Genomic DNA, 19693 nt, shown 5'->3' on the forward strand with positions numbered 1-19693 from the left:
ATGTCCGGACGGCTTGAGACATTTCGCGACAATTCCCTACCCGTCTGGCACATCTCTGCGACAAACCGCCCTTAGCCTGCAAGCGTCGAAACGATCTGCATCGAAGCAGCCGTTCATTCGCATCCGTGCAGTCCCAAGTCCCAACTATGCAAGACGCAATGACACAAGGACTTTGAATGAAACCAATCTGTCTCGGCTCAATGCTGGTGTTCTCCCTGTCGCTCGCGGCTGGCGGCCGTAGCCTTGCACAGGAGCCGGTCAATCCGGAGGGCGAACGGCTGTTCCGCACCCGTTGCGGCACCTGCCACAGTCTCAACATCGGCGAAAACCGGATGGGGCCGCATCTTTCCGGCCTTCTCGGTCGGTCGGCGGGAACCATTGAAGGCGCACGCTACTCGAAAGCGCTCGGCGGGTCCGGCATCGTCTGGGACGAGGAGAGGCTGCAGGCCTTTCTGGCCAATCCGCGGCAAGTCGTTCCCGGCACGACGATGACCGTCACTATTCGTGACGAGGCGCAGCGATCGGCGATCATCGCCTATCTGCGCAGGCTTTCCTCCGTCGACTAAAGCGCATGCGCGGGCGGGGAAAAGACGGAGCGGAAGCTCCAGTAGCAGCCCGAGATCGGATCGTCCGCTCTCAGGCAATTCAAACTCCAACCAGAAGTGAGGCATTCATGAAGAATTTTCTCATCGCATCGGCAGCCTCCGTCGGCCTTCTTGTGGCCGCAGGCAATGCCTTGGCCCAAGGGTCCGGTTGCACGCGGCTCCAGTCCGCCAGCTCGCAATCGCAGCCGGCTCCCCCGGCCGACCAGTCTGGCTCGGACGCGCAGCGCAACGCCAGCTGACCAGGATACCACCCCTGCATCCTGATCAAGCGGCACGCGATGGCGGGAAATCCGCCATCGCATCTGGGACTTCTTTCAAGAGATTGGAGCATGTGATGGTTCAACTCACCATTAACGGCGTGGCCCGCGATATCGACGTGGATCCTGAAACGCCTCTTTTATGGGTTTTGCGTGAACAGGCCGGCCTGACCGGCACCAAGTTCGGCTGTGGCATTGCGCAATGCGGCGCATGCACGGTGCACATCGACGGCGTCGCCACGCGCTCCTGCGCTATGCCGGTCAGCGCGATCGACGCAGCCCAGGAGATCGTCACGATCGAAGGGCTTTCCCCGGAGGGCTCCCATCCGGTCCAGCAGGCATGGCTCGCGCTCGACGTGCCGCAATGCGGCTACTGTCAGGCCGGCATGATCATGGCGGCCACTGCCCTGCTGAACACGACTCCGAACCCAACGGATGACGATATCAACGCGGAAATCACAAATATCTGCCGCTGCGGCACCTATAACCGGGTGCGGGCCGCGATCAAGCTCGCCGCTGCAAACAGCAGTGCCGCGCAGAAAGGCTGAGGGTAGAACGATGAATGTGGTCACGCTATCACGCCGCAAGTTTCTGATTGGTACGGCCGCGGCGGCCGGCGGATTTTCACTCGGCTTTCAGATTGCGCTACCGGCAAATGCCGAGCAGGCGGCATCGGATATATTGCCGGAAGTCAACGCCTGGGTTCTGATCCATCCGGACGACACCGTCGTCATCCGCATCGCCCGCTCGGAAATGGGACAAGGCACGCTCACGGGACTGGCGCAGCTCGTCGTCGAAGAGCTCGAATGCGACTGGTCCAAGGTTACGACCGAATATCCGACCCCTGGGGAGAGCCTTCGACGCGAGCGCGTCTGGGGTAGTTTCTCGACCGGGGGCAGCCAGGGAATTCGCGGCTCGCACGAATACGTCAGGCAAGGCGGAGCTGCCGCACGCGAAATGCTTGTTGCAGCCGCCGCCAGCACCTGGAATGTTCCGCGTTCCGAATGTTCCGTTCAGAACGGCATCATCACCCATCCCGCTTCCGGACGTACGACGCCTTATGGCGCCGTGGCGACGCTTGCCACGCAGATGCCAGTTCCGAGCGCGATCGCGCTCAAGGACCCGAAGGACTGGAAGATTGCCGGCAAGCCGCTTCCGCGCCTTGATACCGCCGACAAGCTCACCGGAAGGCAGATCTACGGCGCCGATGTTCAACTTCCCGGAATGCTGAACGCCTCGGTGAAGGCCTGCCCGGTGTTCGGTGGCAAGATTGCAAGCTTCGATGCCGCCGCCGTCTCGGCGAGGCCGGGCGTGCGCAAGGTCGTGCAGGTCGATGAGGCAACCGTGGCCGTGGTTGCCGAGACCTGGTGGCAGGCGCAATCGGCGCTCAACGCACTTCCGATCGTCTGGGACGATGGTCCGAACAAAGCCGTTACGAGCGCCTCCATCGCCGCAATGCTCGCCGAAGGCCTCGATGCAGACGACGCGTTCCTCGGCACTTCGACAGGCGATGCGCCCGCAGCACTTCAGGAAGCAGCACGGGTCGTCACGGCAACCTATTCCTTCCCCTATCAAGCCCATGCCACGATGGAGCCGATGAATGCGACAGCACGGTATACGCCAGACAGATGCGAGGTGTGGGTGCCGACACAAAACGGCGAAAGCAGCCTTGCGAACGTGGCGGAAGCCTCCGGCCTGCCGATCGGACAATGCGAGGTCTACAAGCTGCATCTCGGCGGCGGCTTTGGCCGGCGCGGCTCCAACGAATCCTACGTCCGCCAAGCGGTTACGATCGCCAAGGAGTTTCCAGGCACGCCGGTGAAGCTGATCTGGTCGCGTGAGGAGGACATGCTGCACGGCTCCTATCACCCGACGACGCAGTGCAGGATGCGGGCCGCACTCGATGCCGACGGCAATCTGACGGCGCTTCACATGCGCATCAGCGGTCAGTCTATCCTCTCTTCGCTCCGTCCGCAGATGTTTCGCGAGAACGGTCACGACCCAATCGTGTTCCAGGGGCTGAACGCCAGCGGTAGCGAGGGTGTCTTTGGCTACACCATCGCCAATCTCCTCATCGACCATGCCATGCGCAATCCTCCCGTACCACCCGGCTTCTGGCGTGGCGTAAACCTCAACCAGAATGCCTTCTACGTGGAAAGCTTTTTGGACGAACTTGCCCATGCGGCCGGAACCGATCCCCTCGATTTCCGCCGTAAGCTTATGGCTGACCATCCGAAGCATCTGGCGGTTCTGGAGGCCGTCGCCGAACGCATCGGCTGGGAAACGCCGGCGCCGCAAGGCATATACCGTGGCCTTGCGCAGATCATGGGTTTTGCCAGCTATGTCGCTGCAGCCGCGGAAATCTCCATCACCGACGGACAGTTGAAGATCCACCGCATCGTCGCCGCGACGGACCCCGGACATATCGTCAACCCCGCCCAGGCCGAACGCCAGGTCGAAGGGTCCTTCGTTTACGGTCTCTCCGCCTGCCTCTACGGCGAATGCACCATCAATGGCGGCCGCGTTGAACAGGAGAATTTCGACACCTACGAGGTGATGCGGATGGAGCAGATGCCGGCGGTCGAGACAATCATCATGCCGTCCGGTGGCTTCTGGGGTGGCGTTGGCGAGCCGACCATCGCCGTCGCCGGCCCGGCCGTCCTGAACGCCGTCTTCGCCGCTACTGGCAAACGGATCCGGCAACTGCCGCTGAAGAACAATAGCCTTTCATAAACAAGGGGATATGCAGCCTTTTACAAGGGAAAAGGGGTTCCACAACGAATGCCGGGAGACCTCTTTGCGGGGCCCAACCTCTAGGATCAACCAAGCGAGTTTGTCATGCGCCACGAAGACAGAGATCAAGAACCGGACTATCTGGAAGAGTATCTGCTCCGCCGTCGGCATGCGATATCCGACCAAGTCGTCGGCGTCGCACTTTTCGCATTCTCCATTCTGGCGATGGCGATAGGCTTGGACGCCGCGTCGGTGCGCACGGCTCCGGCCCCCGTCCAACCTCTGTCGGCATTGGTGACCGCGAGGCCTCCAACGCCCTGCATCGACGACAGGATGCCGGCGGGAGGCCGCTCGGAGGCGATGAGATCGCGCCATGTTCTGGACCAGAACATCAATACGACGCTCGCCCTTCGCAAAGTGTCGTCGAGATCGATCGCAATCCGCTGACAACTTGGCAGATAGCCGCGTTTGTTTTGGCCGTTTGACCCCAACGTGCGCATTGAACATTGACCCCGACCTTGGCCCCCATGGCCAGGACGTCACCGACCATCTCTGCAAACCGCACCGTAATCGGCAGGCCGTCGTTGAGTTGCACGAATCTAATTGATTTTGGTGAACCTCATGATGTCGGCAAGAACGTCATCAATTTTGGGCATATTCTTGATGCCCAAGAGGGTGATGTGAAGCGGGTTTGGTATCTCGGGCCGATATGGGTGTCGAGCTGCGGCACATAGCCATTGGTCCACAGATAGTCGTCTTTTCGTCGAGGATCGACGCACTGCCGCGCAGGACCGGATAATCGTCGTCGCGAAACACTTGGTCTCTCCGCCGGTCGTAGGATGCGCACGCCCACGACATTGTCTCCTTGGGCGCCGCTTGCGAAAACGCGTCCCACTCCTCGTCGTTGGAATAGGTCTGGCCGTGAATGAACTGTTCGCGCAGGGGCTGCGCGTAATTGTCCTGGTAGGTCTCAAGGACCATCGAAAGGAGCGAGCCTCGCCTCCCGTCGAGATGCTTGTCACGCACTCAATCGCGGCCTACATAGTCATCATAGTCATCTCGCACACTCGATCTGTGTTTCGTGCCGCGCTTATAGAGCAGCGGCATCGGTTCAACGAAGCTATCAGTCGGAGGTCAGTGCAGGATCTGGCTGAGGAAGAGCTTTGTCCGCTCGTGCTGCGGGTTGTCAAAGAACTCGGCCGGCGCGTTCTGCTCGACGATCTGGCCCTGATCCATGAAGATCACGCGGTTGGCCACCTGGCGGGCGAAGCCCATCTCGTGGGTAACACAGACCATGGTCATGCCCTCTTCGGCAAGCTGAACCATCGTATCCAGCACTTCCTTGATCATCTCCGGATCGAGCGCTGATGTCGGTTCATCGAACAGCATGATGCGCGGGTTCATGCAGAGTGATCGGGCAATCGCCACACGCTGCTGCTGGCCGCCGGAGAGCTGACCCGGATACTTGTTGGCCTGCTCGGGAATCTTGACGCGCTCAAGATAGTGCATCGCGATCTCATCGGCCTTTTTCTTTGGCATCTTGCGCACCCAGATTGGTGCCAGCGTGCAATTTTCGAGGATTGTCAGATGCGGGAACAGATTGAAGTGCTGGAATACCATGCCGACCTCGCGGCGCACTTCGTCGATCTTCTTCAGGTCGTTGGTAAGCTCGATACCGTCAACGATGATCTTGCCGCTCTGATGTTCCTCCAGCCGGTTGATGCAGCGGATCATGGTCGACTTGCCCGAACCGGATGGCCCGCAAGCGATGATGCGCTCGCCGCGCATCACGTTCAGGTTGATGTCCTTCAAGGCATGGAAGTCGCCATACCACTTATTTAAGCTCGTCAACTCGATAGCAACTTCCTCATTCGGAGAAACAGGTTGATGGCTGGACTGGCCCACAATGGATAAAGTCATGCAATCCTCTCAATGACTGATGCGGCCACGCCGTTCCAAGAAATCGGAAAAACGGGCGAAAGAGAAAGAGAGCGCGAAAAAAATCGCGCCAATGAACAGAAACGTTTCGGCCGCTGGCGATGGCCATGCTGGGTCGGCCAACGCCGCCTTGCCCGAGCTGATGAGATCAAACAGTCCGACGACAAGCACCAGGCTGGTGTTCTTGATCATCACAATGATCGTATTTGCAAGAGCGGGGATGGCGATACGAATGGCTTGCGGCAGAATAACGAGTTGTTGCGTGCGCCAGAACGAAAGACCGAGAGCTTCAGCGGCCTCGTACTGCCCACTCGGGACGGCCTGCAGGCCGCCGCGGATCACCTCAGCCAAATAGGCCGACGCAAACAGCGTCAGAGCGACCAACGCACGTACAAACTTGTCAGGCAAGAGATAGTCCGGCAAGAACAGCGGGAGCATAATCGACGCAACGAACAGGATAGACAGCAGCGGGAGTCCACGAATCCCCTCTATGAAGGCCACTGCCATAATTCGTACAGTTGGCATCGTCGTAGAGCGTCGTGCGAGTGCCAACAAGACGCCGACGGGAAAAGCGACCCCAATGGCCACAACAGTCAAAATAAGGGTTACTGGAAGTCCGCCCCAGGACGATGTGGGAACACTTACCAGTCCGAGACCACCACTCATCAGCCATCCGACGAGCGCCAGGGCTGCGATCCAAAGTTGTAAAAGTTTCGGCGTCCAACTGGCGGGTCGAACCGACCAGGCGAGAAGGGCAATGATCAGGACGCAAACCAGTGCCGGACGCCAACGCTCGTCAAAAGGGTAGATCCCAAAAAGCAATTGGCCGGATTTTGCGTAGATAAAGCTCCAGCAAGCGCCGGAAGCCGCACGGCATGCGTCGGGATCAGGGTCAAACAGAACCGCGTCCAAGAAGAACCACCGAAACATCGGGGGCACCGTAGCAAACAGGCCAGCACCAAAAATGATGCTGAGCGTTGCATTCAAGGGTGTACCGAAGAGAAGCTTGGCTGTTTCGCGAGCCCTGCCGGCCAAAGCTCCCGATGAAACTGGAGGCATAATTGGCTGCCCTACGAGTTCTGCGGATATTGGTTTCATAGTCATCGCTCCACTATTGCGATACGACGGTTGTACCAATTCGCGGCAGCCGACAAAGTCAGGTTCAGCGCAAGGTAGACACCGAGGATGATAAACAGCCCTTCGATCGAATGACTCGACTTGCTTATGGTCGTGTTCATAACCGCCAGGAAATCAGGATAGCCAACCGCAATCGCAAGCGTCGAGTTCTTGACGACGTTGATGTATTGGCTGTTCAGAGGAGGCACGATTATGCGCAACGTCTGCGGGATGACGATCAGTCGCAATATACTGGTTCGGGACAGACCGAGTGATCGGCCGGCATCCCATTGGCCCTTTCCAATGGCCAATACGCCGCCCCTAACGATTTCCGCAACGAAGCCGCTGGTGTAGATCGTCAAACCGACCAGAATTGTGCTGAGTTCCGGTGTTAGCGTGATCCCTCCCCGGAAACTAAAGCCCGTAAAGACCGGCCAATCTACATTGGCTGGCACATTTGCCACCCAGATACCGATTGCCACTGCACCCACCAAGGTGAGGATCGAACGCGAATGAATTTGCGGAAAGAACGTACGGAATGCTCGCGCTCCAAGGAAAAGAATCGCCAGGCCAAGGAGACCCCATCCAATTGATTGCAAGCTGATGTTGACGGACGGCATCACCATACCACGCATTGACACGTAGGTGCCGGGCGCAAGATTGAAGGCTTCGGTAATCGGCGGAAGTACCTTCCACCACAACGAATAGAGAAAAATGAGCAGGACAATTGGAGGGGTGTTGCGCGCGACCTCGATCCAGACCTTGCATGTGCCTGAGGCGAGTGGATTGCTGCTCAGGCGCGTGATTCCCAGGATCAGGCCTATGATCGATGAAAAGCCGATGACCAGTGCCGAAATAAGGATCGTGTTGGCGATCCCGACAACAATCGCCCAATAGTAGGGGTCTCGCGGTCCGTATGACAGCATCGACTCGGAGATCACGAGCCTTGACGGCATAGTGAGGAAGTCAAAGCCTATCGGGATGCCACGCGCTTCGAGATTGGTGACCGTCGTGGTGAAGAGGAGAGTCGCAAACCCAATGAGCACCAACAGTAAAACACCCTGAACGGCAATCGCTCTGGCCTTCACGTCGTTGAACATCTGACTCTCCTCACTTCTGCTTGTATGAACGGTAGTAGTGTCAGTTCCACGGAAGCGGGTAGTTCAACCCACCATCCTTGGCCAGGGCGTTCATACCGCGTGCGACTTTAAGTGGGCTCTTCATCCCAAGATTGTTGTCCCAAATTTCCGCGTAGCTGCCCATCTGTTTGATGACGTTGTAGACCCACTTGTCATCAAGCCCGATTGGCTTGCCGAAACCGGGCTCCTCTCCCAAAACACGCTTCACTTCAACGCTTCCTGTTTTGAGTTTCTCATCGATGTTTTTCGAGTCGATACCGTTGGCCTCGGCCCAAAGTAGCGCGTTGACGGTCCAGCGGACGATATCGAACAATTGGTCGTCACCGCGTGCGATTGCGACCCCGTTCGGTTCGACGGTATTTCCGACTCTAATAATGGCGTAGTCGTCCGGGTTCTTGGCGACCGAGGCACGTTGTCCGGCTGCGGCAGTGCCGTCGGTGACGTAACTGTCGCAACGTCCGCCGAAAAAGGCATCCCGCGCCTGTATCGTAGAATCAAAGTAAACCTTCTGCATCGATATGTTGTGCTCTTCTTCGGTCTCCTGGATTGCTGTTTCCGTAAGGCTGCCACCACCCTGCAGGCAGACCGTCCTGCCATCCAGTTGTTTGGGGTCTGTGATATTGTCCGCCTTGCGAACGAGGAGTCCGTCCACGTCGTAGAGGGTTAGCCATACGAAGCGGACCACCATATCGCGCGTGTAGGTCAAGGTTGATGTCCGGGAGAGAATGTCGATCTCGCCCGTCTGCAGCGCCGGGAACCGCTGGCCTGCATTAAGTGGCACAAAGCGGATTTTGTCCTTGTCGCCCAGGATGGCGACCGCAAAGGCCCGGCAAATGTCGGAGTCGAAGCCACGGTAGTAGCCTTTCTCGTCCGGCCGCGAGAGCCCCGGCACGCCTTGGCTAGCACCGCAGCTCACATAACCGCGCTCCTTGATCTTGTTTACGACAGTTTGAGCTTCCGCCGGCGCTCCCAGCATGGCTGAGGTAGCGATAGCGATACTGGCAAAGGCCAGCGATTTGAAGGTTCTAAGTTTCATGTTCGTGTTCCCTTTTTTCTTGATTGGATATCTAGATTTCCCACCGGGTGGGCATGGAAGGTTCCACCATCTCGGCCGCCAGGATCCGAAATGATTTCTCGAGATCGGCCAGCAGATCATCGACATGCTCCAAGCCGATACTGAAGCGGATCAGGGGCCCCTGTATGTCGGTTCTGGTCGTTGTCCGAACCGGCTGTGGATCAATCACAGCCACGATGCTTTTCGTGCCGCCCCAACTTGCCCCTATGCTGAAGAACTCCAAGGATTCGATCGCCGATGCGACGCGCGGGCGCGTCCACGATTGCAAAACCACAGAGAACAAGCCCGAAGATCCCAGGAAGTCGCGTTGCCACAATTCGTGCCCGGGGTGGGAAGGAAGCGCCGGGTGTAGAACGCTCAGAACTTCAGGGCGCTCCTGAAGCCACTTTGCAATCGCCAGGGCATTCGCTTCTGCGCGATCGAGACGAATGGGGAGCGTCTCGATACCTCGCATGACAAGCGAGCAGTCTTCTGGCGACACACCGTAACCAAGATAACGCGATACATCCCGAAGGCGTCGGTAGAGGGTTTCATCGCGGACGGCGACTGACCCCATCAGCACGTCCGAGTGGCCGGAGAGATATTTCGACAGAGCACAGATGGAGAAGTCGATCCCCATCGCTAGCGGTTTGAGCCGAAGCGGGGTCGCCCACGTGTTGTCAGCGGCCACGAGCGAGCCGCTTGCCCGTGCGGCCTTTACAATCGCCGCCATGTCCTGAATTTCCATCGTTGCCGAGCCAGGCGATTCGACCAAGACCAGCCTGACGCGGTCGTTGAGGAGTGCCGCAATCCCACCCCCGATCAGCGGATCGTAATAGCCGACCTCAATTCCTAGAAATGAGAGAAAGTTATCGGACAGTGTTCTTACCGGATCATATACACTGTCCGGGAGCAGCACCTGATCGCCCGCTTTGGCCACCGCCAGAATTGTCAAGACTATGGCAGCAAGACCAGACGGCACAACGTGGGAGTAGGTTCCGCATTCCAGCGACGCGATGCGCGCTTCGAGAGTCCGCGAGGTTGGGGTGCCGTAAAGCCCGTAGGAATAACCATCGTAGAAAGTCTCCCGACGGCGTTGATAGGCATCGACCGTAGGGAATACGACCGTAGAGCCACGGAACACAGGAAAGGACAGGCTTTGAAAGCCGAGTGGGGCTGTGGCGTCGTTTGTCTGAAGGCATCTGGTGTCGTCGTGCATATTTAATGTTTCCTTGGCTGCTTCCGACAGTAGTCGTGTGATTGAGCCGCCACAAATGTATAGTGATCACCAAATCATTCACTGTGGTTATAATGGATCGCCATGAACCTTGCCCTGATTGAAATATTTAGCGCAGTCATGAAAACGGGCTCGACCACGAGAGCTGCTGATCTACTGGGAATTTCGCAGCCTGGCGTCAGTCGTGGTTTGAAGCGGCTCGAAGACACAACCAAACTCAAGCTGTTCGAACGCTCTGGCCCCCGGCTTACGGCGACGCCGGAAGCTCTTCTGCTTTACCGCGAGGTTCAGGCCGCCCACGCTGGCCTTGATAGGTTGAAACAAGCGGCAGCACGCATCCGGGAAGTGGGGACAGGTTCGCTCAAGGTCGCGAGTTCCGCCGCTCTGGGCCTGAGCTTCATGCCGCGAGTGATCGCCAAGTATTTGAAGCACCGGCCCGCCGTATCGATTACCTTCGAAATCGCGGGCTCGTCTGCAGTTCGTGATCTGGTGGCGAGTGGTTTGTTCGATTTTGGGCTTTGTGCCGATGAGATCGACACTACCAATCTGGTCGCCGAGCCTTTCATTGAAAGTTACGGTGTATGTGTGTTCCGAAAAGGTCACGCACTCGAAAGTAAACGTATCGTGAGCCCGCTTGACCTCGAACGGGAACGCCTGATCTGTCTCGCGCCTGAGGACACCGCTCGAAAGCAACTCGACCGTCATCTCGCCGCCCAGGGTGTGTCGCCTCGCATGATCGTGGAAACGCAATTCTCAGCCACAGTCTGCCAACTTGCGATCGAAGGCGTGGGCGTGGGCGTCGCCAACGTCCTAAGCTACGTGTCAGAGGGATACGAAAAAGCAGGACTCGTTGCCCGCCCCTTGCTTCCCGCAGTCACCTTCGTGACATTGCAGATCCTGCCGCCACAAAGGGCAAGATCGCGTCTTGTGGATGAGTTTGCAGCGGATCTCATGCAAGAGCGCGATCAACTCCTGCAGGAATGCAGCAGCTATAGCCCGCATGGTCGCTAGTGGTCGCTAGTGGTCGCGAAAGCGCAACATGTTGGAAGATCGATTTCTCAAGCGCCTGAGTAAGAAAGCCCGGAAGGGATTGCGGGGATGGCCAATTGCAACGATTGCCTTCTACGGTCCGAACCTGAGCCAAGCAACAAAGGTCGCTGTTGGCATCGTCCCATCCGAGAATGCAGCAGTGGAAGAGTTGCGCGACTGGAAAGTGGAACGCGGCGATGTCCGCGCCGACCCCGCCATTGCCCGTGAGATACTCGAATTTATCGAGGAGCATCAGGCGCGATCCGTCGTGATGACCGATGGCATCATTGGGTGCCCTCACCAAAAAGGGGTCGATTACGAAGGCGAATGGTGTCCAGTTTGCGAGTTTTGGCACGGACGAGATCGCTTTACAGGGCAGAGCGTCCAATAGTTCTGTTGCAAGGGGGAGGCTTATCGTAGTCGGCAGTCTGTCAGGGACGACCGATTGAGACGGCCGTGAGCACTACGCCGGCCGGGCTAACGCGGCTTTCGAGTTGCCTTTTAACTCCGACGAAGGGTGCCACCGGTCTCCGTCATCGCTGTCGCGCTGATGCGAGTGCCGCGCATATCAGGGCTATTTTACTCTCTTGGAGAGAGCGACAAAGCCATCTTGGCCGTCGCCGGTGATCTGTTCCCGATAGCACGGCCCTAATGCCGAATTCAGCGGAATCGTCAAACGGTTGCCCGTTCCAACTCCGCAAGGCGCTCCTGGCAGATGGTCGCGACAATCTGATGGAGATGCTCCGTCCGCTCAAGCAGCCAGCCTAGCGCCTCTTCGGTGATCTCGAAGTGCTTCGAGTATCGGGCCTTGACATAGACTTCGTTGAGGATGTTGTACCAGGCAGTATAGCGGTGCTGGTCACGCGGCCAGGCGTCGATGAGCCGGCGGTCCTGATCTTCGGCCAGCCCGCGGAGGAATTTCAGATTGTGCGACGGCGGACTGTAGTTGGTCAGCGTCAGAAGCAGACAGGAATAGGCAGTTTCGACCGCTTGGTGGAGCTCAAAGACGGCGCGACGGTGGTTTCCTTTCGCCAGATAGAACCGTGACCCGTCAATCAGATCGCCGATTTCCGGTAGATGTAGGGTGACATGCTCCTTCGCCACCCTATACGCATCGGTAGCGGAAAGCTTTCTTGGTTCGGCGAGCGGCCGGTCGTCGAGCTCGTAGAGCACGATGCCCTCGCGCAGGATGTCGACGAAGAAATACTGGCCGTCGGCCAGAAAGTTGTTCACCTCCCGGGCGCCATGGACGATCAGCCCGACCGGCGTCTTGACCTGCTTGTCCCACATCAGCCGGTCGGTTGTTTTGTCCCATATGTGGACGGCTCCCACTTGCGGTGAAATCGATCGATGACCTGCGGAGTGTCGAGCGACCACAATCGCTGCACCGTCCAGAAGAGGTGGGGGCCTTCATAGTTTCCGCGCCAGACAGGAACTTTTTTGTCAAAAGCGGCGTTTGGCTGCTGTCACCGGACTCGACCAAGTCGATGACATTCATGGGGCTCGCTGATATGGCAGGGGGGGGNCCCCCTTCCGTATCCGGGTTCGCTTCAAAAGTAGATCGACATGACCAGATCCTGGTCGAAATCCCCGAAACCCTTGCCGAAAATGTTCATGCCGCCCGGATTGTCCGCCTTCTCGTCAATGCCGATGCGGAAGCGAATGGAATGATGATCGGCGATGCCAAGCGAGACGATCGTCTGTGTCGAGACCATCGCACCATCGATCCAGGTTCCTTTGTCGTCGATCGTCCAGGTCTTGAGCTTGCCGTATTGCGAGCCGCTGAGTTTCCACCAGGCGGGCGAATACATGCCGCGCCGGTCACCGAAATCACCCGGCGACGTCCAGTGACCGGCCTTGATGCCATTCACCCAGATCGAAATATCGGACGGCCAGTTGGCATTGGTCGCCGGCGTCTCGGAGCTGAGCTCGGCCGAAAACTCCAACTTGCGGATCTTTCTGCCCGTGACCCTGGCATTGTTCGGGAATTTGTATTCCACGTAGCCACGGGTGAACCACAAAAGCCCGGCCTGCATGCGCTGCGGGTCGAGGAAAACTTCCTGCACGTCCAGCATGCCGATGACATTATTGACCGAGCACAGGCCGCAGGGCGCCTCCACTTCGAATTCCGTAAAGAGTCCGATCGGCATGCTGACGGTAACGACGTCGCCGGAGGACTTCGTGCCGTTCGTGTCGAAGCGGATAAGAATCTCGTCATAGATGCTGGAGCAGACCTTCTGATTGCCTTTCGTCGCCTTCATCGTCTGTGTCTGGATAAGACCCGCCTGTTCCAGCGCTTTCAAATTGGTCGCCGTCGTCGACTGCGGCAAGCCCATGTGACCGGCGATGTCGTTGACATTCAAAGGGCCTTTCTGGCGCAGCAGATTGAGCATTTCGATGCGCGTCGCTGATCCTAGGGCGTGGACGACTTCGCCATCCTTCATCGGATCGACTGTTAGAAGCTTAGTCTCCATGCTCGACTACCGGTTCTCCAGTCTTTCTTGGTTGTATTTCGCTGATATCATGCGGCATGGACAGTGTCGCCGTCTTTTCTGAAGGTGCCGGCCCGCGCCTCGGGAGAGCCATCGCGGACCGGCGGGGCCTTCTCACCTCGGCCCGAAAGGTATGCTTCATTCGTCTTACCCCTTGATGCCGGAAGAGAGCATGAGCGCCTGTGTCACGCGCTTCTGGAAGAGCAGATAAGCCACTGCGACCGGCATGGCTGCGAGGATCGCGACGGCCATGTCACGGGCATATTTGACGCCGAAGGCATCGCTGATCTGGGTAATGCCGACGGTGACCGTCATCATGTTCTCGGAGCTCGTGACGAGGAAGGGCCACAGGAAGGCGTTCCAGGCCATGATGTAGGTGATGATCGCCAGTGCTGTGGTAATGCCCCAGTTCAGCGGCAGATAGAGCTTGAAGAGGATCTGGAACTCGCCGCACCCGTCGAGCTTTGCCGCTTCTCGCAGTTCTTTCGGAACAGAATCGAAGAACTGCTTGTAGACGATGACGACGACCGGCACGATCAGCTGCGGCAGAATGATGCCACCCCAGGTGTTGATCAGGCCAAGCCGGTGCATGAGCACGAATTGCGATACCACAAGGGCTTGCGACGGCACCATGAAGCTCGCGAGGATTATACCGTAGAGCAGCTTTCGCCCCGGAAACACGATCTGCGACAGCGCATAGGCGCACATCACGCTGATGACGATGACGACGACGGTGACGGTTATCGAAGTCACGATCGAATTCAGGTACCAGGTGGCGAGATTGGTCTGAAACAGGGCAAAGTAATAGGCGGAGAAATTGAAGACCTCCGGAATGAAGGTCGTTTTCATCACCACCTCCTGCTCCGGCTTGATCGACGTGACGACTGCCCAATAGATCGGGAAGGCCCACATGCAGGCGATGCAGAAGGTGAGAACGAGAAGAAGCGCGTTACCGATGGTCTTGCCGGGCATGTGTCAGCGCTCCCTTACGCGCAGAAGCTGGTACTGCAGCACGGAAACGACAACGATGATCAGGAAGAGCATCACTGCGACGGCCGAGCCGACGCCACCGTGGTTGAGGCGGAAAGCCTCGCGATAAACGAGCTGCAGCAGCACATAGGTGGAATTGAACGGTCCGCCCTCGGTCATCAGATAGACCTGGTCGAAGATCTTCAGCTGCAGGATGAGCTGAAGAGTGAGAACGAGCGCTGTAACCGGCCAGATCAGCGGCCAGGTGATGCGGCGGAAGCATTGGAGGCGCGTCGCACCGTCGAGCATCGCAGCCTCGTAATAGTCCTGCGGAATGTTGCGCAGTCCGGCGATGAAGAGCAAAAGGTTGAAGCCGTTCGTCCACCAGACCGTCACGAGTGCCACCATCGGCATCGCCCAGACGGGGTCACGGAAAACGCTGACGCGCTTGCCGGTGAAGAATTCGATGATGTGCTGCGCGATGCCGAACTGCTGGTCGAGAACCCATTGCCATATCTGCGTCACGACCGATACCGGCAGGATATAGGGGATGAAGAAGAGCACGAGTATCAGGCTCTGCAGCCAGCCCTTCAGGCGCACGACCATCAGCGCCAGGCCAAGTCCGATCAGCGTGTTCGGAATGACGGTCAGCACGACGAAATAACCGGTGTTCCACACCGAGGTGTAGAAGAGCTTCTGGCCGAAGAGCTTCACATAGTTGCCGAAGCCCACCCACTGGCCCTCGCCGATCAGCGGCGCGTCGGTGAAGCTCAACGCAAACATCTTGTAGACCGGATATGCAAAAACGACCAGATAGGCGATCAGAAACGGCGCGATCATGACGATTGCCGTCAGCGTCTTGCCTCGTCTTTCACTGCTGAACACTAAGCTTCTCCTTCAAGAGCAGCCGCCGGCCGGAGGGTGGCTCCGGCCGGCGAATTTTCACATCTGGCTCTTCAGTTCTTCGCGCATCTGTTCGATCGCGTCTTCCGGTTCGAGCTGTCCGTTCAATGCCGGAACCACGAAGTTCTGCGTCGCTTCGTAGATCGGACCGCCAACGCCCGCGAGTTTGGAGACCGGATCGAAGACGGCCGTATCTGCGAGCTTTGCATAGGTCGCATTCGGCTGCATTTCCTTGAATTCCTTACTGTCGGTCACCGGCTTGTAGGCCGGGATGTGGCCGGCGTTAGCCCAGGAAATGCTATGCTCGTTCATCCAGTTGATGATCTCGAGCACGATCTTCACCTTCTCCGGAGAGATCGGCCTGGCTTCGCTGTTCGGAATTGCGAAGGAGTGTGAGTCCGCCCAAGTCGCCTGCGTGCCCATCAGGTTCGGGATTTCGATGGCGCCCCATTCGAAACCGAGATTGCCATTCTTCTGCAGATCGGCCATCGTCGGCACCTCCCAGACGCCGTTGATATGCATGGCGGCCTTGCCGGAGGTAAAAAGCGCAATCGAGGCTTCATAGGAAATCAGCTTCGGCGAATAGCCGGTGGAGACCCAGTTTGCCATGGTCTTCAGCGCATTGACGCCGGCATCGCCCGGCAAGATCTCGTCTCCCTCGATGAACTTCGCGCCCTGCTGGGCGAGCAAGGTATAGAAGACACGCCACATCGAGCCGCCTTCGTCGGTGTGCAGCGACAGCGGATACTCGACCTTGCCCGTTGCCTTGATCTTTTCAAGCGAGGCATTGAAATTGTCGAGTCCGTCGAGACCCTTAGGCAGGCCATCGTCGCCGAGCAGGCCGGCTTCCTTCAGGATGGTCTTGTTGTAGTAAAGAACTATCGAGTGAATATCGAAGGGAATGCCGTAGACCTTTCCGTCGGAGGTCGCCTGCTTCCAGCTGGCGTCGACGTAGTTCTCCTTCTTGATGCCTGCCGCTTCCAGTTCTTCCGGCGCCAGCGGGCGAAGGATGCCGCTCGGCACGGCCAGCGGATAGCGCGACATGTGATAGGTCATGATATCCGGCTGCTGGCCGACGGCCGCAGCCGTCTGGACCTTGGTGTAGAACGGCACGCCCCACTCAAGTGTCGTGGCGTTGATCTTGATATCCGGATGGGTATCGTTGAACTCCTTGATCAGCGCCTTCATGCGGACGCCGTCGCCTCCGCTTAAGAAGTCCCACCAGGTAACGTCCGTCTGTGCGAATGCGGCTGCCGAGGGCAGCAATGCGATTGCCGCCGAAACGGCCAGTTTCAGTATCTTTTTCACGTCGGTTCCTCCTCGATTAAAGCATCGGTTATGACCATCCCGCAGCACGGGATGGCTTTCGTTGCGAACCTCCTCCAAGGCCCACAATCCTCATTCCAGCATTTATTTCCGAAATCCGGGTTCAGACGCCCAGATTCCGGGTATCAGCTGAGCCTTCTGCCTTCGCTGTCGAAGGCCAGCATTTCGGGCACTCTCAGAGAGAGGCTGATCTTTTCCTTGGGCTGCGGGCGGCTGTCGCGGCACTCGACCGTCATTTCAGTACCGCTTTTAGTTAGGATGTGCAGGTAGCCGGTCCCTCCCAGCTCCTCGATGAACTCGGCCACGGCCGCAAGCGTCACGGTGCCTTCGCTCGCCACAAGCCCGATGTGCTCGGGACGGACGCCGACATGGACAGATGTGCCCCGCGCGAGGCTCGCGCCGGTCGGCAAGTCGAATGGTTGGCCGGGCGCGTCGTCAAGCTCGACCCGCAAGGAGCCTTGCCCGGCGCTCATGACTTTTGCCTTCAGGAAGTTCATGCCCGGCGAGCCGATGAAGCCTGCGACAAACATGTTTTGCGGATCCCGATAAAGTTCGAGCGGCGCGCCGACCTGCTGGACGACACCGTCCCTCAGCACGACGATCTTGTCGGCAAGCGTCATCGCCTCCACCTGGTCATGCGTGACGTAGACCATGGTCGCGCCGATCTGCCGGTGCAGACGGGCGATCTCCATGCGCATCTTCACGCGCAGTTCCGCATCAAGGTTGGACAGCGGTTCATCGAACAGGAAGACGCGCGGCTCGCGCACGATCGCCCGGCCGATCGCCACGCGCTGACGTTGGCCGCCGGAAAGCTGGCTCGGCTTGTGACCGAGGTAGTCGCCGAGACGCAGAATATCCGCCGCCGCCTTTACCTTCTGCTGAATCTCCGCCTTCGGCCGGCGTGCGATCGATAGGCTAAACGCCATGTTTTCGAAAACGGAGAGATGCGGATAAAGCGCGTAGGACTGGAAGACCATCGCCACGCCACGCTTGGAAGCCTCCCTGTGCGTCACGTCGTCGTTCTCGATACGGATTTCCCCGCCGCTCGTCTCCTCCAGTCCCGCGATCATTCTGAGCAACGTCGACTTTCCGCAGCCCGAAGGGCCGACAAAGACTGCGAACTCACCCTGTTCGATCTCGATATCGACGCCATGAATGACCTTGAACGCGCCGAACGACTTGCTGACATTCGTCAGCTTGATACCAGACATGCATCCTCCCGATTGTCGTTTTCATCAGGGCGGCTCCCCCGCCGCCCCATGGCAATCAGTTACGCCGAAGCAACAGACAGCAGTATGAAATGATAGGACTTCGCCGGCAGCGAACCGATGAGCGCACCCTCGTCGGTGACGGAAAGACCCGACCCCGCCTTGGGAACGATGCGGTTCTGGTCCTCGACCGAGTTCCTGGCTTTCAGTTCCTCGCCGGTCATGACGTGATGCTGCATGACCGTGAGGCCCTTGAAGCCCTGCAGGTCGACGCTCAAGTCCATCGCCTCGTTAAGGCTGCGGTTTATCGCAAAGAGCGCAATGCTCTTGCCGTCGTCGTGCAGCACTGCCGACAAGTCGAGATAGGGAACGTCCTGGGCAACATCGCAGTCATAGGTTGGACCAGAGGCGGAAACCGTCAGCGCCGTGCCGCGTCCGTATTTCGAGGCAAACTGCAGCGGATAATAGATCGACTGGCGCCATGCAGGGCCGCCTGCCCTGGTAAGGATTGGTGCAATCACGTTCACCAACTGCGCCATGCAGGCGATCTTGACGCGGTCGGAGCGGCGGATGAAGACATTGATCAGCGAAGCGACGAAGATCGCATCCTCGAGATTATAAAGCTCCTCGAGAAGCGGCGGTGCTTCCGGCCAATCCCAACTGGCGATACGCTCGCCGTCTTCCTTGCGGTCGTGATACCAGACGTTCCATTCGTCGAAGCAGATCTTCACGTCGCGCTTCGACCGCTTCTTCGCCTTGATGTAGTCGATCACACCGCCGATGGTGACGATATAGCGGTCAAGCTCGATCGCCTTGGCATAGTAGTTCAGCGTGTCGTTTTCTTCATTGCCGAAGTACTTGTGCAGCGAAATGTAGTCGACGCTGTCATAGCTGGCATCGAGAACCGTCGCTTCCCATTCGGGATAACTCTTCATCTTGTCGTTGGACGAGCCGCAGACCACTGTCTCCAAAGTCTTGTCGAAATACTTGAAGGCCTTGCTGACCTCATTGGCGAGGTGACCGTATTCGGCGGCACTCTTGTGGCCGACCTGCCAGGGACCGTCCATTTCGTTTCCGAGGCACCAGATACGGACATCGTGCGGATCCTTGTAACCGTGCTTGACGCGAAGGTCGCTCCAGTACGTTCCGCCCGGATGATTGCAATATTCGAGGAAGTTGCGCGCATCGTTCAGACCGCGCGAGCCGAGGTTCATGGCGAGCATCATCTCGGTATTTGCGAGCTTCGACCAGTCGGCGAATTCGTTGATGCCCATCTGATTGGTTTCACGCGTCCGCCACGCGAGATCAAGCCGCGTCGGACGCTGGTCCCGGGGGCCGATACCGTCTTCCCAATGATAGGCCGAAACGAAATTGCCGCCGGGATAGCGCACGATCGGCATGTCGAGGTCGCGCACCATATCAAGAACGTCGGTCCGAAAGCCGTCCTTGTCGGCTTTTTCATGGCCCGGTTCATAAATGCCGGTATAAACCGCACGACCCATGTGCTCCAAGAAGGAGCCGTAGACGCGTTTGTCGACGGTCGAAATCGTGAATTCCCGGTTAACGGTCGCTTTAGCCTGCATGGATGTTCCTCGTTTATTGAATCTGATTTTTTGCCAAGCTAATCTGCGAAGTTTTTTTATTCAAGTATTTTGTTTTGTATCAGAAAATCAGTTTTACAAAGGTA

At 58.0% G+C, this 19693-nt stretch carries 19 protein-coding genes and 1 pseudogene; 7 read left to right on the top strand and 13 right to left on the bottom strand.

Features of this window, described 5'->3' with window-relative positions:
* Positions 1 to 176 precede the first annotated feature (176 nt).
* From BN1800_RS21840 to BN1800_RS21855, 5 genes are all read left to right on the top strand, one after another.
* Complete coding sequence (locus BN1800_RS21840; protein WP_342210314.1) at positions 177 to 566, top strand: c-type cytochrome; 390 nt, start codon at positions 177 to 179, stop codon at positions 564 to 566.
* A 107-nt stretch (positions 567 to 673) separates the two neighbouring features.
* Positions 674 to 844, top strand: coding sequence for a hypothetical protein (locus BN1800_RS41480; protein WP_179213851.1), 171 nt, complete (start codon positions 674 to 676; stop codon positions 842 to 844).
* Positions 845 to 939: 95 nt separating this feature from the next.
* Positions 940 to 1410 (top strand): (2Fe-2S)-binding protein, encoded by a 471-nt coding sequence (locus tag BN1800_RS21845; protein ID WP_027513045.1) that lies wholly within the window; start codon positions 940 to 942, stop codon positions 1408 to 1410.
* 10 nt (positions 1411 to 1420) lie between these two features.
* Positions 1421 to 3595: a xanthine dehydrogenase family protein molybdopterin-binding subunit gene (locus BN1800_RS21850; protein WP_087001036.1), complete on the top strand. Its 2175-nt coding sequence runs from the start codon at positions 1421 to 1423 to the stop codon at positions 3593 to 3595.
* 105 nt (positions 3596 to 3700) lie between these two features.
* Positions 3701 to 4042: a hypothetical protein gene (locus BN1800_RS21855; RefSeq protein ID WP_027513043.1), complete on the top strand. Its 342-nt coding sequence runs from the start codon at positions 3701 to 3703 to the stop codon at positions 4040 to 4042.
* A 195-nt stretch (positions 4043 to 4237) separates the two neighbouring features.
* On the opposite strand, the gene BN1800_RS21860 is transcribed toward BN1800_RS21855, so the two are convergent.
* The 6 genes from BN1800_RS21860 to metC form a co-directional block, all read right to left on the bottom strand.
* Positions 4238 to 4621: a hypothetical protein gene (locus BN1800_RS21860; protein ID WP_179213852.1), complete on the bottom strand. Its 384-nt coding sequence runs from the start codon at positions 4619 to 4621 to the stop codon at positions 4238 to 4240.
* A 108-nt stretch (positions 4622 to 4729) separates the two neighbouring features.
* Positions 4730 to 5515, bottom strand: coding sequence for an amino acid ABC transporter ATP-binding protein (locus BN1800_RS21865; RefSeq protein WP_087001040.1), 786 nt, complete (start codon positions 5513 to 5515; stop codon positions 4730 to 4732).
* Between the two features lie 9 nt (positions 5516 to 5524).
* Positions 5525 to 6631 (bottom strand): amino acid ABC transporter permease, encoded by a 1107-nt coding sequence (locus tag BN1800_RS21870; protein ID WP_244564597.1) that lies wholly within the window; start codon positions 6629 to 6631, stop codon positions 5525 to 5527.
* A gap of 2 nt (positions 6632 to 6633) precedes the next feature.
* Positions 6634 to 7749 (bottom strand): amino acid ABC transporter permease, encoded by a 1116-nt coding sequence (locus tag BN1800_RS21875; protein WP_087001042.1) that lies wholly within the window; start codon positions 7747 to 7749, stop codon positions 6634 to 6636.
* 40 nt (positions 7750 to 7789) lie between these two features.
* Positions 7790 to 8824: a transporter substrate-binding domain-containing protein gene (locus BN1800_RS21880; protein ID WP_027513038.1), complete on the bottom strand. Its 1035-nt coding sequence runs from the start codon at positions 8822 to 8824 to the stop codon at positions 7790 to 7792.
* Positions 8825 to 8855: 31 nt separating this feature from the next.
* Positions 8856 to 10061 carry a cystathionine beta-lyase gene (gene metC, locus BN1800_RS21885; protein WP_087001044.1) on the bottom strand — a complete coding sequence of 402 codons (1206 nt, stop codon included), beginning with the start codon at positions 10059 to 10061 and terminating at the stop codon, positions 8856 to 8858.
* Between the two features lie 102 nt (positions 10062 to 10163).
* Here metC and BN1800_RS21890 point away from each other — a divergent pair, with 102 nt between their 5' ends.
* Both BN1800_RS21890 and BN1800_RS21895 read left to right on the top strand, forming a co-directional pair.
* Positions 10164 to 11090 (top strand): LysR substrate-binding domain-containing protein, encoded by a 927-nt coding sequence (locus BN1800_RS21890; protein WP_027513037.1) that lies wholly within the window; start codon positions 10164 to 10166, stop codon positions 11088 to 11090.
* 28 nt (positions 11091 to 11118) lie between these two features.
* A complete protein-coding gene (locus BN1800_RS21895) occupies positions 11119 to 11499 on the top strand; it encodes a hypothetical protein (protein ID WP_087001047.1) in 381 nt (126 codons plus the stop codon).
* A 281-nt stretch (positions 11500 to 11780) separates the two neighbouring features.
* On the opposite strand, the pseudogene BN1800_RS21900 reads toward BN1800_RS21895, so the two are convergent.
* The 7 genes and pseudogenes from BN1800_RS21900 to arfA all read right to left on the bottom strand — a co-directional run.
* Positions 11781 to 12425 (bottom strand): annotated as a pseudogene (locus BN1800_RS21900) (HEPN domain-containing protein); the annotation flags it as partial.
* Positions 12426 to 12658: 233 nt separating this feature from the next.
* On the bottom strand, positions 12659 to 13582 hold the full coding sequence (locus tag BN1800_RS21905; RefSeq protein ID WP_027511454.1) for an ArsR/SmtB family transcription factor: 924 nt from the start codon (positions 13580 to 13582) through the stop codon (positions 12659 to 12661).
* Between the two features lie 165 nt (positions 13583 to 13747).
* Positions 13748 to 14572: a carbohydrate ABC transporter permease gene (locus tag BN1800_RS21910; RefSeq protein ID WP_027511455.1), complete on the bottom strand. Its 825-nt coding sequence runs from the start codon at positions 14570 to 14572 to the stop codon at positions 13748 to 13750.
* A 3-nt stretch (positions 14573 to 14575) separates the two neighbouring features.
* On the bottom strand, positions 14576 to 15409 hold the full coding sequence (locus BN1800_RS21915; RefSeq protein WP_051336690.1) for a carbohydrate ABC transporter permease: 834 nt from the start codon (positions 15407 to 15409) through the stop codon (positions 14576 to 14578).
* Positions 15410 to 15511: 102 nt separating this feature from the next.
* On the bottom strand, positions 15512 to 16780 hold the full coding sequence (locus BN1800_RS21920; protein WP_027511457.1) for an ABC transporter substrate-binding protein: 1269 nt from the start codon (positions 16778 to 16780) through the stop codon (positions 15512 to 15514).
* Positions 16781 to 16923: 143 nt separating this feature from the next.
* Positions 16924 to 18009 carry an ABC transporter ATP-binding protein gene (locus tag BN1800_RS21925; RefSeq protein ID WP_087001049.1) on the bottom strand — a complete coding sequence of 362 codons (1086 nt, stop codon included), beginning with the start codon at positions 18007 to 18009 and terminating at the stop codon, positions 16924 to 16926.
* A 59-nt stretch (positions 18010 to 18068) separates the two neighbouring features.
* Positions 18069 to 19589, bottom strand: coding sequence for an arabinosylfuranosidase ArfA (gene arfA, locus BN1800_RS21930; RefSeq protein ID WP_087001051.1), 1521 nt, complete (start codon positions 19587 to 19589; stop codon positions 18069 to 18071).
* Positions 19590 to 19693 lie beyond the last annotated feature (104 nt).

This window comes from Rhizobium sullae (assembly GCF_900169785.1).
In the GTDB taxonomy this organism is placed as follows: domain Bacteria; phylum Pseudomonadota; class Alphaproteobacteria; order Rhizobiales; family Rhizobiaceae; genus Rhizobium; species Rhizobium sullae.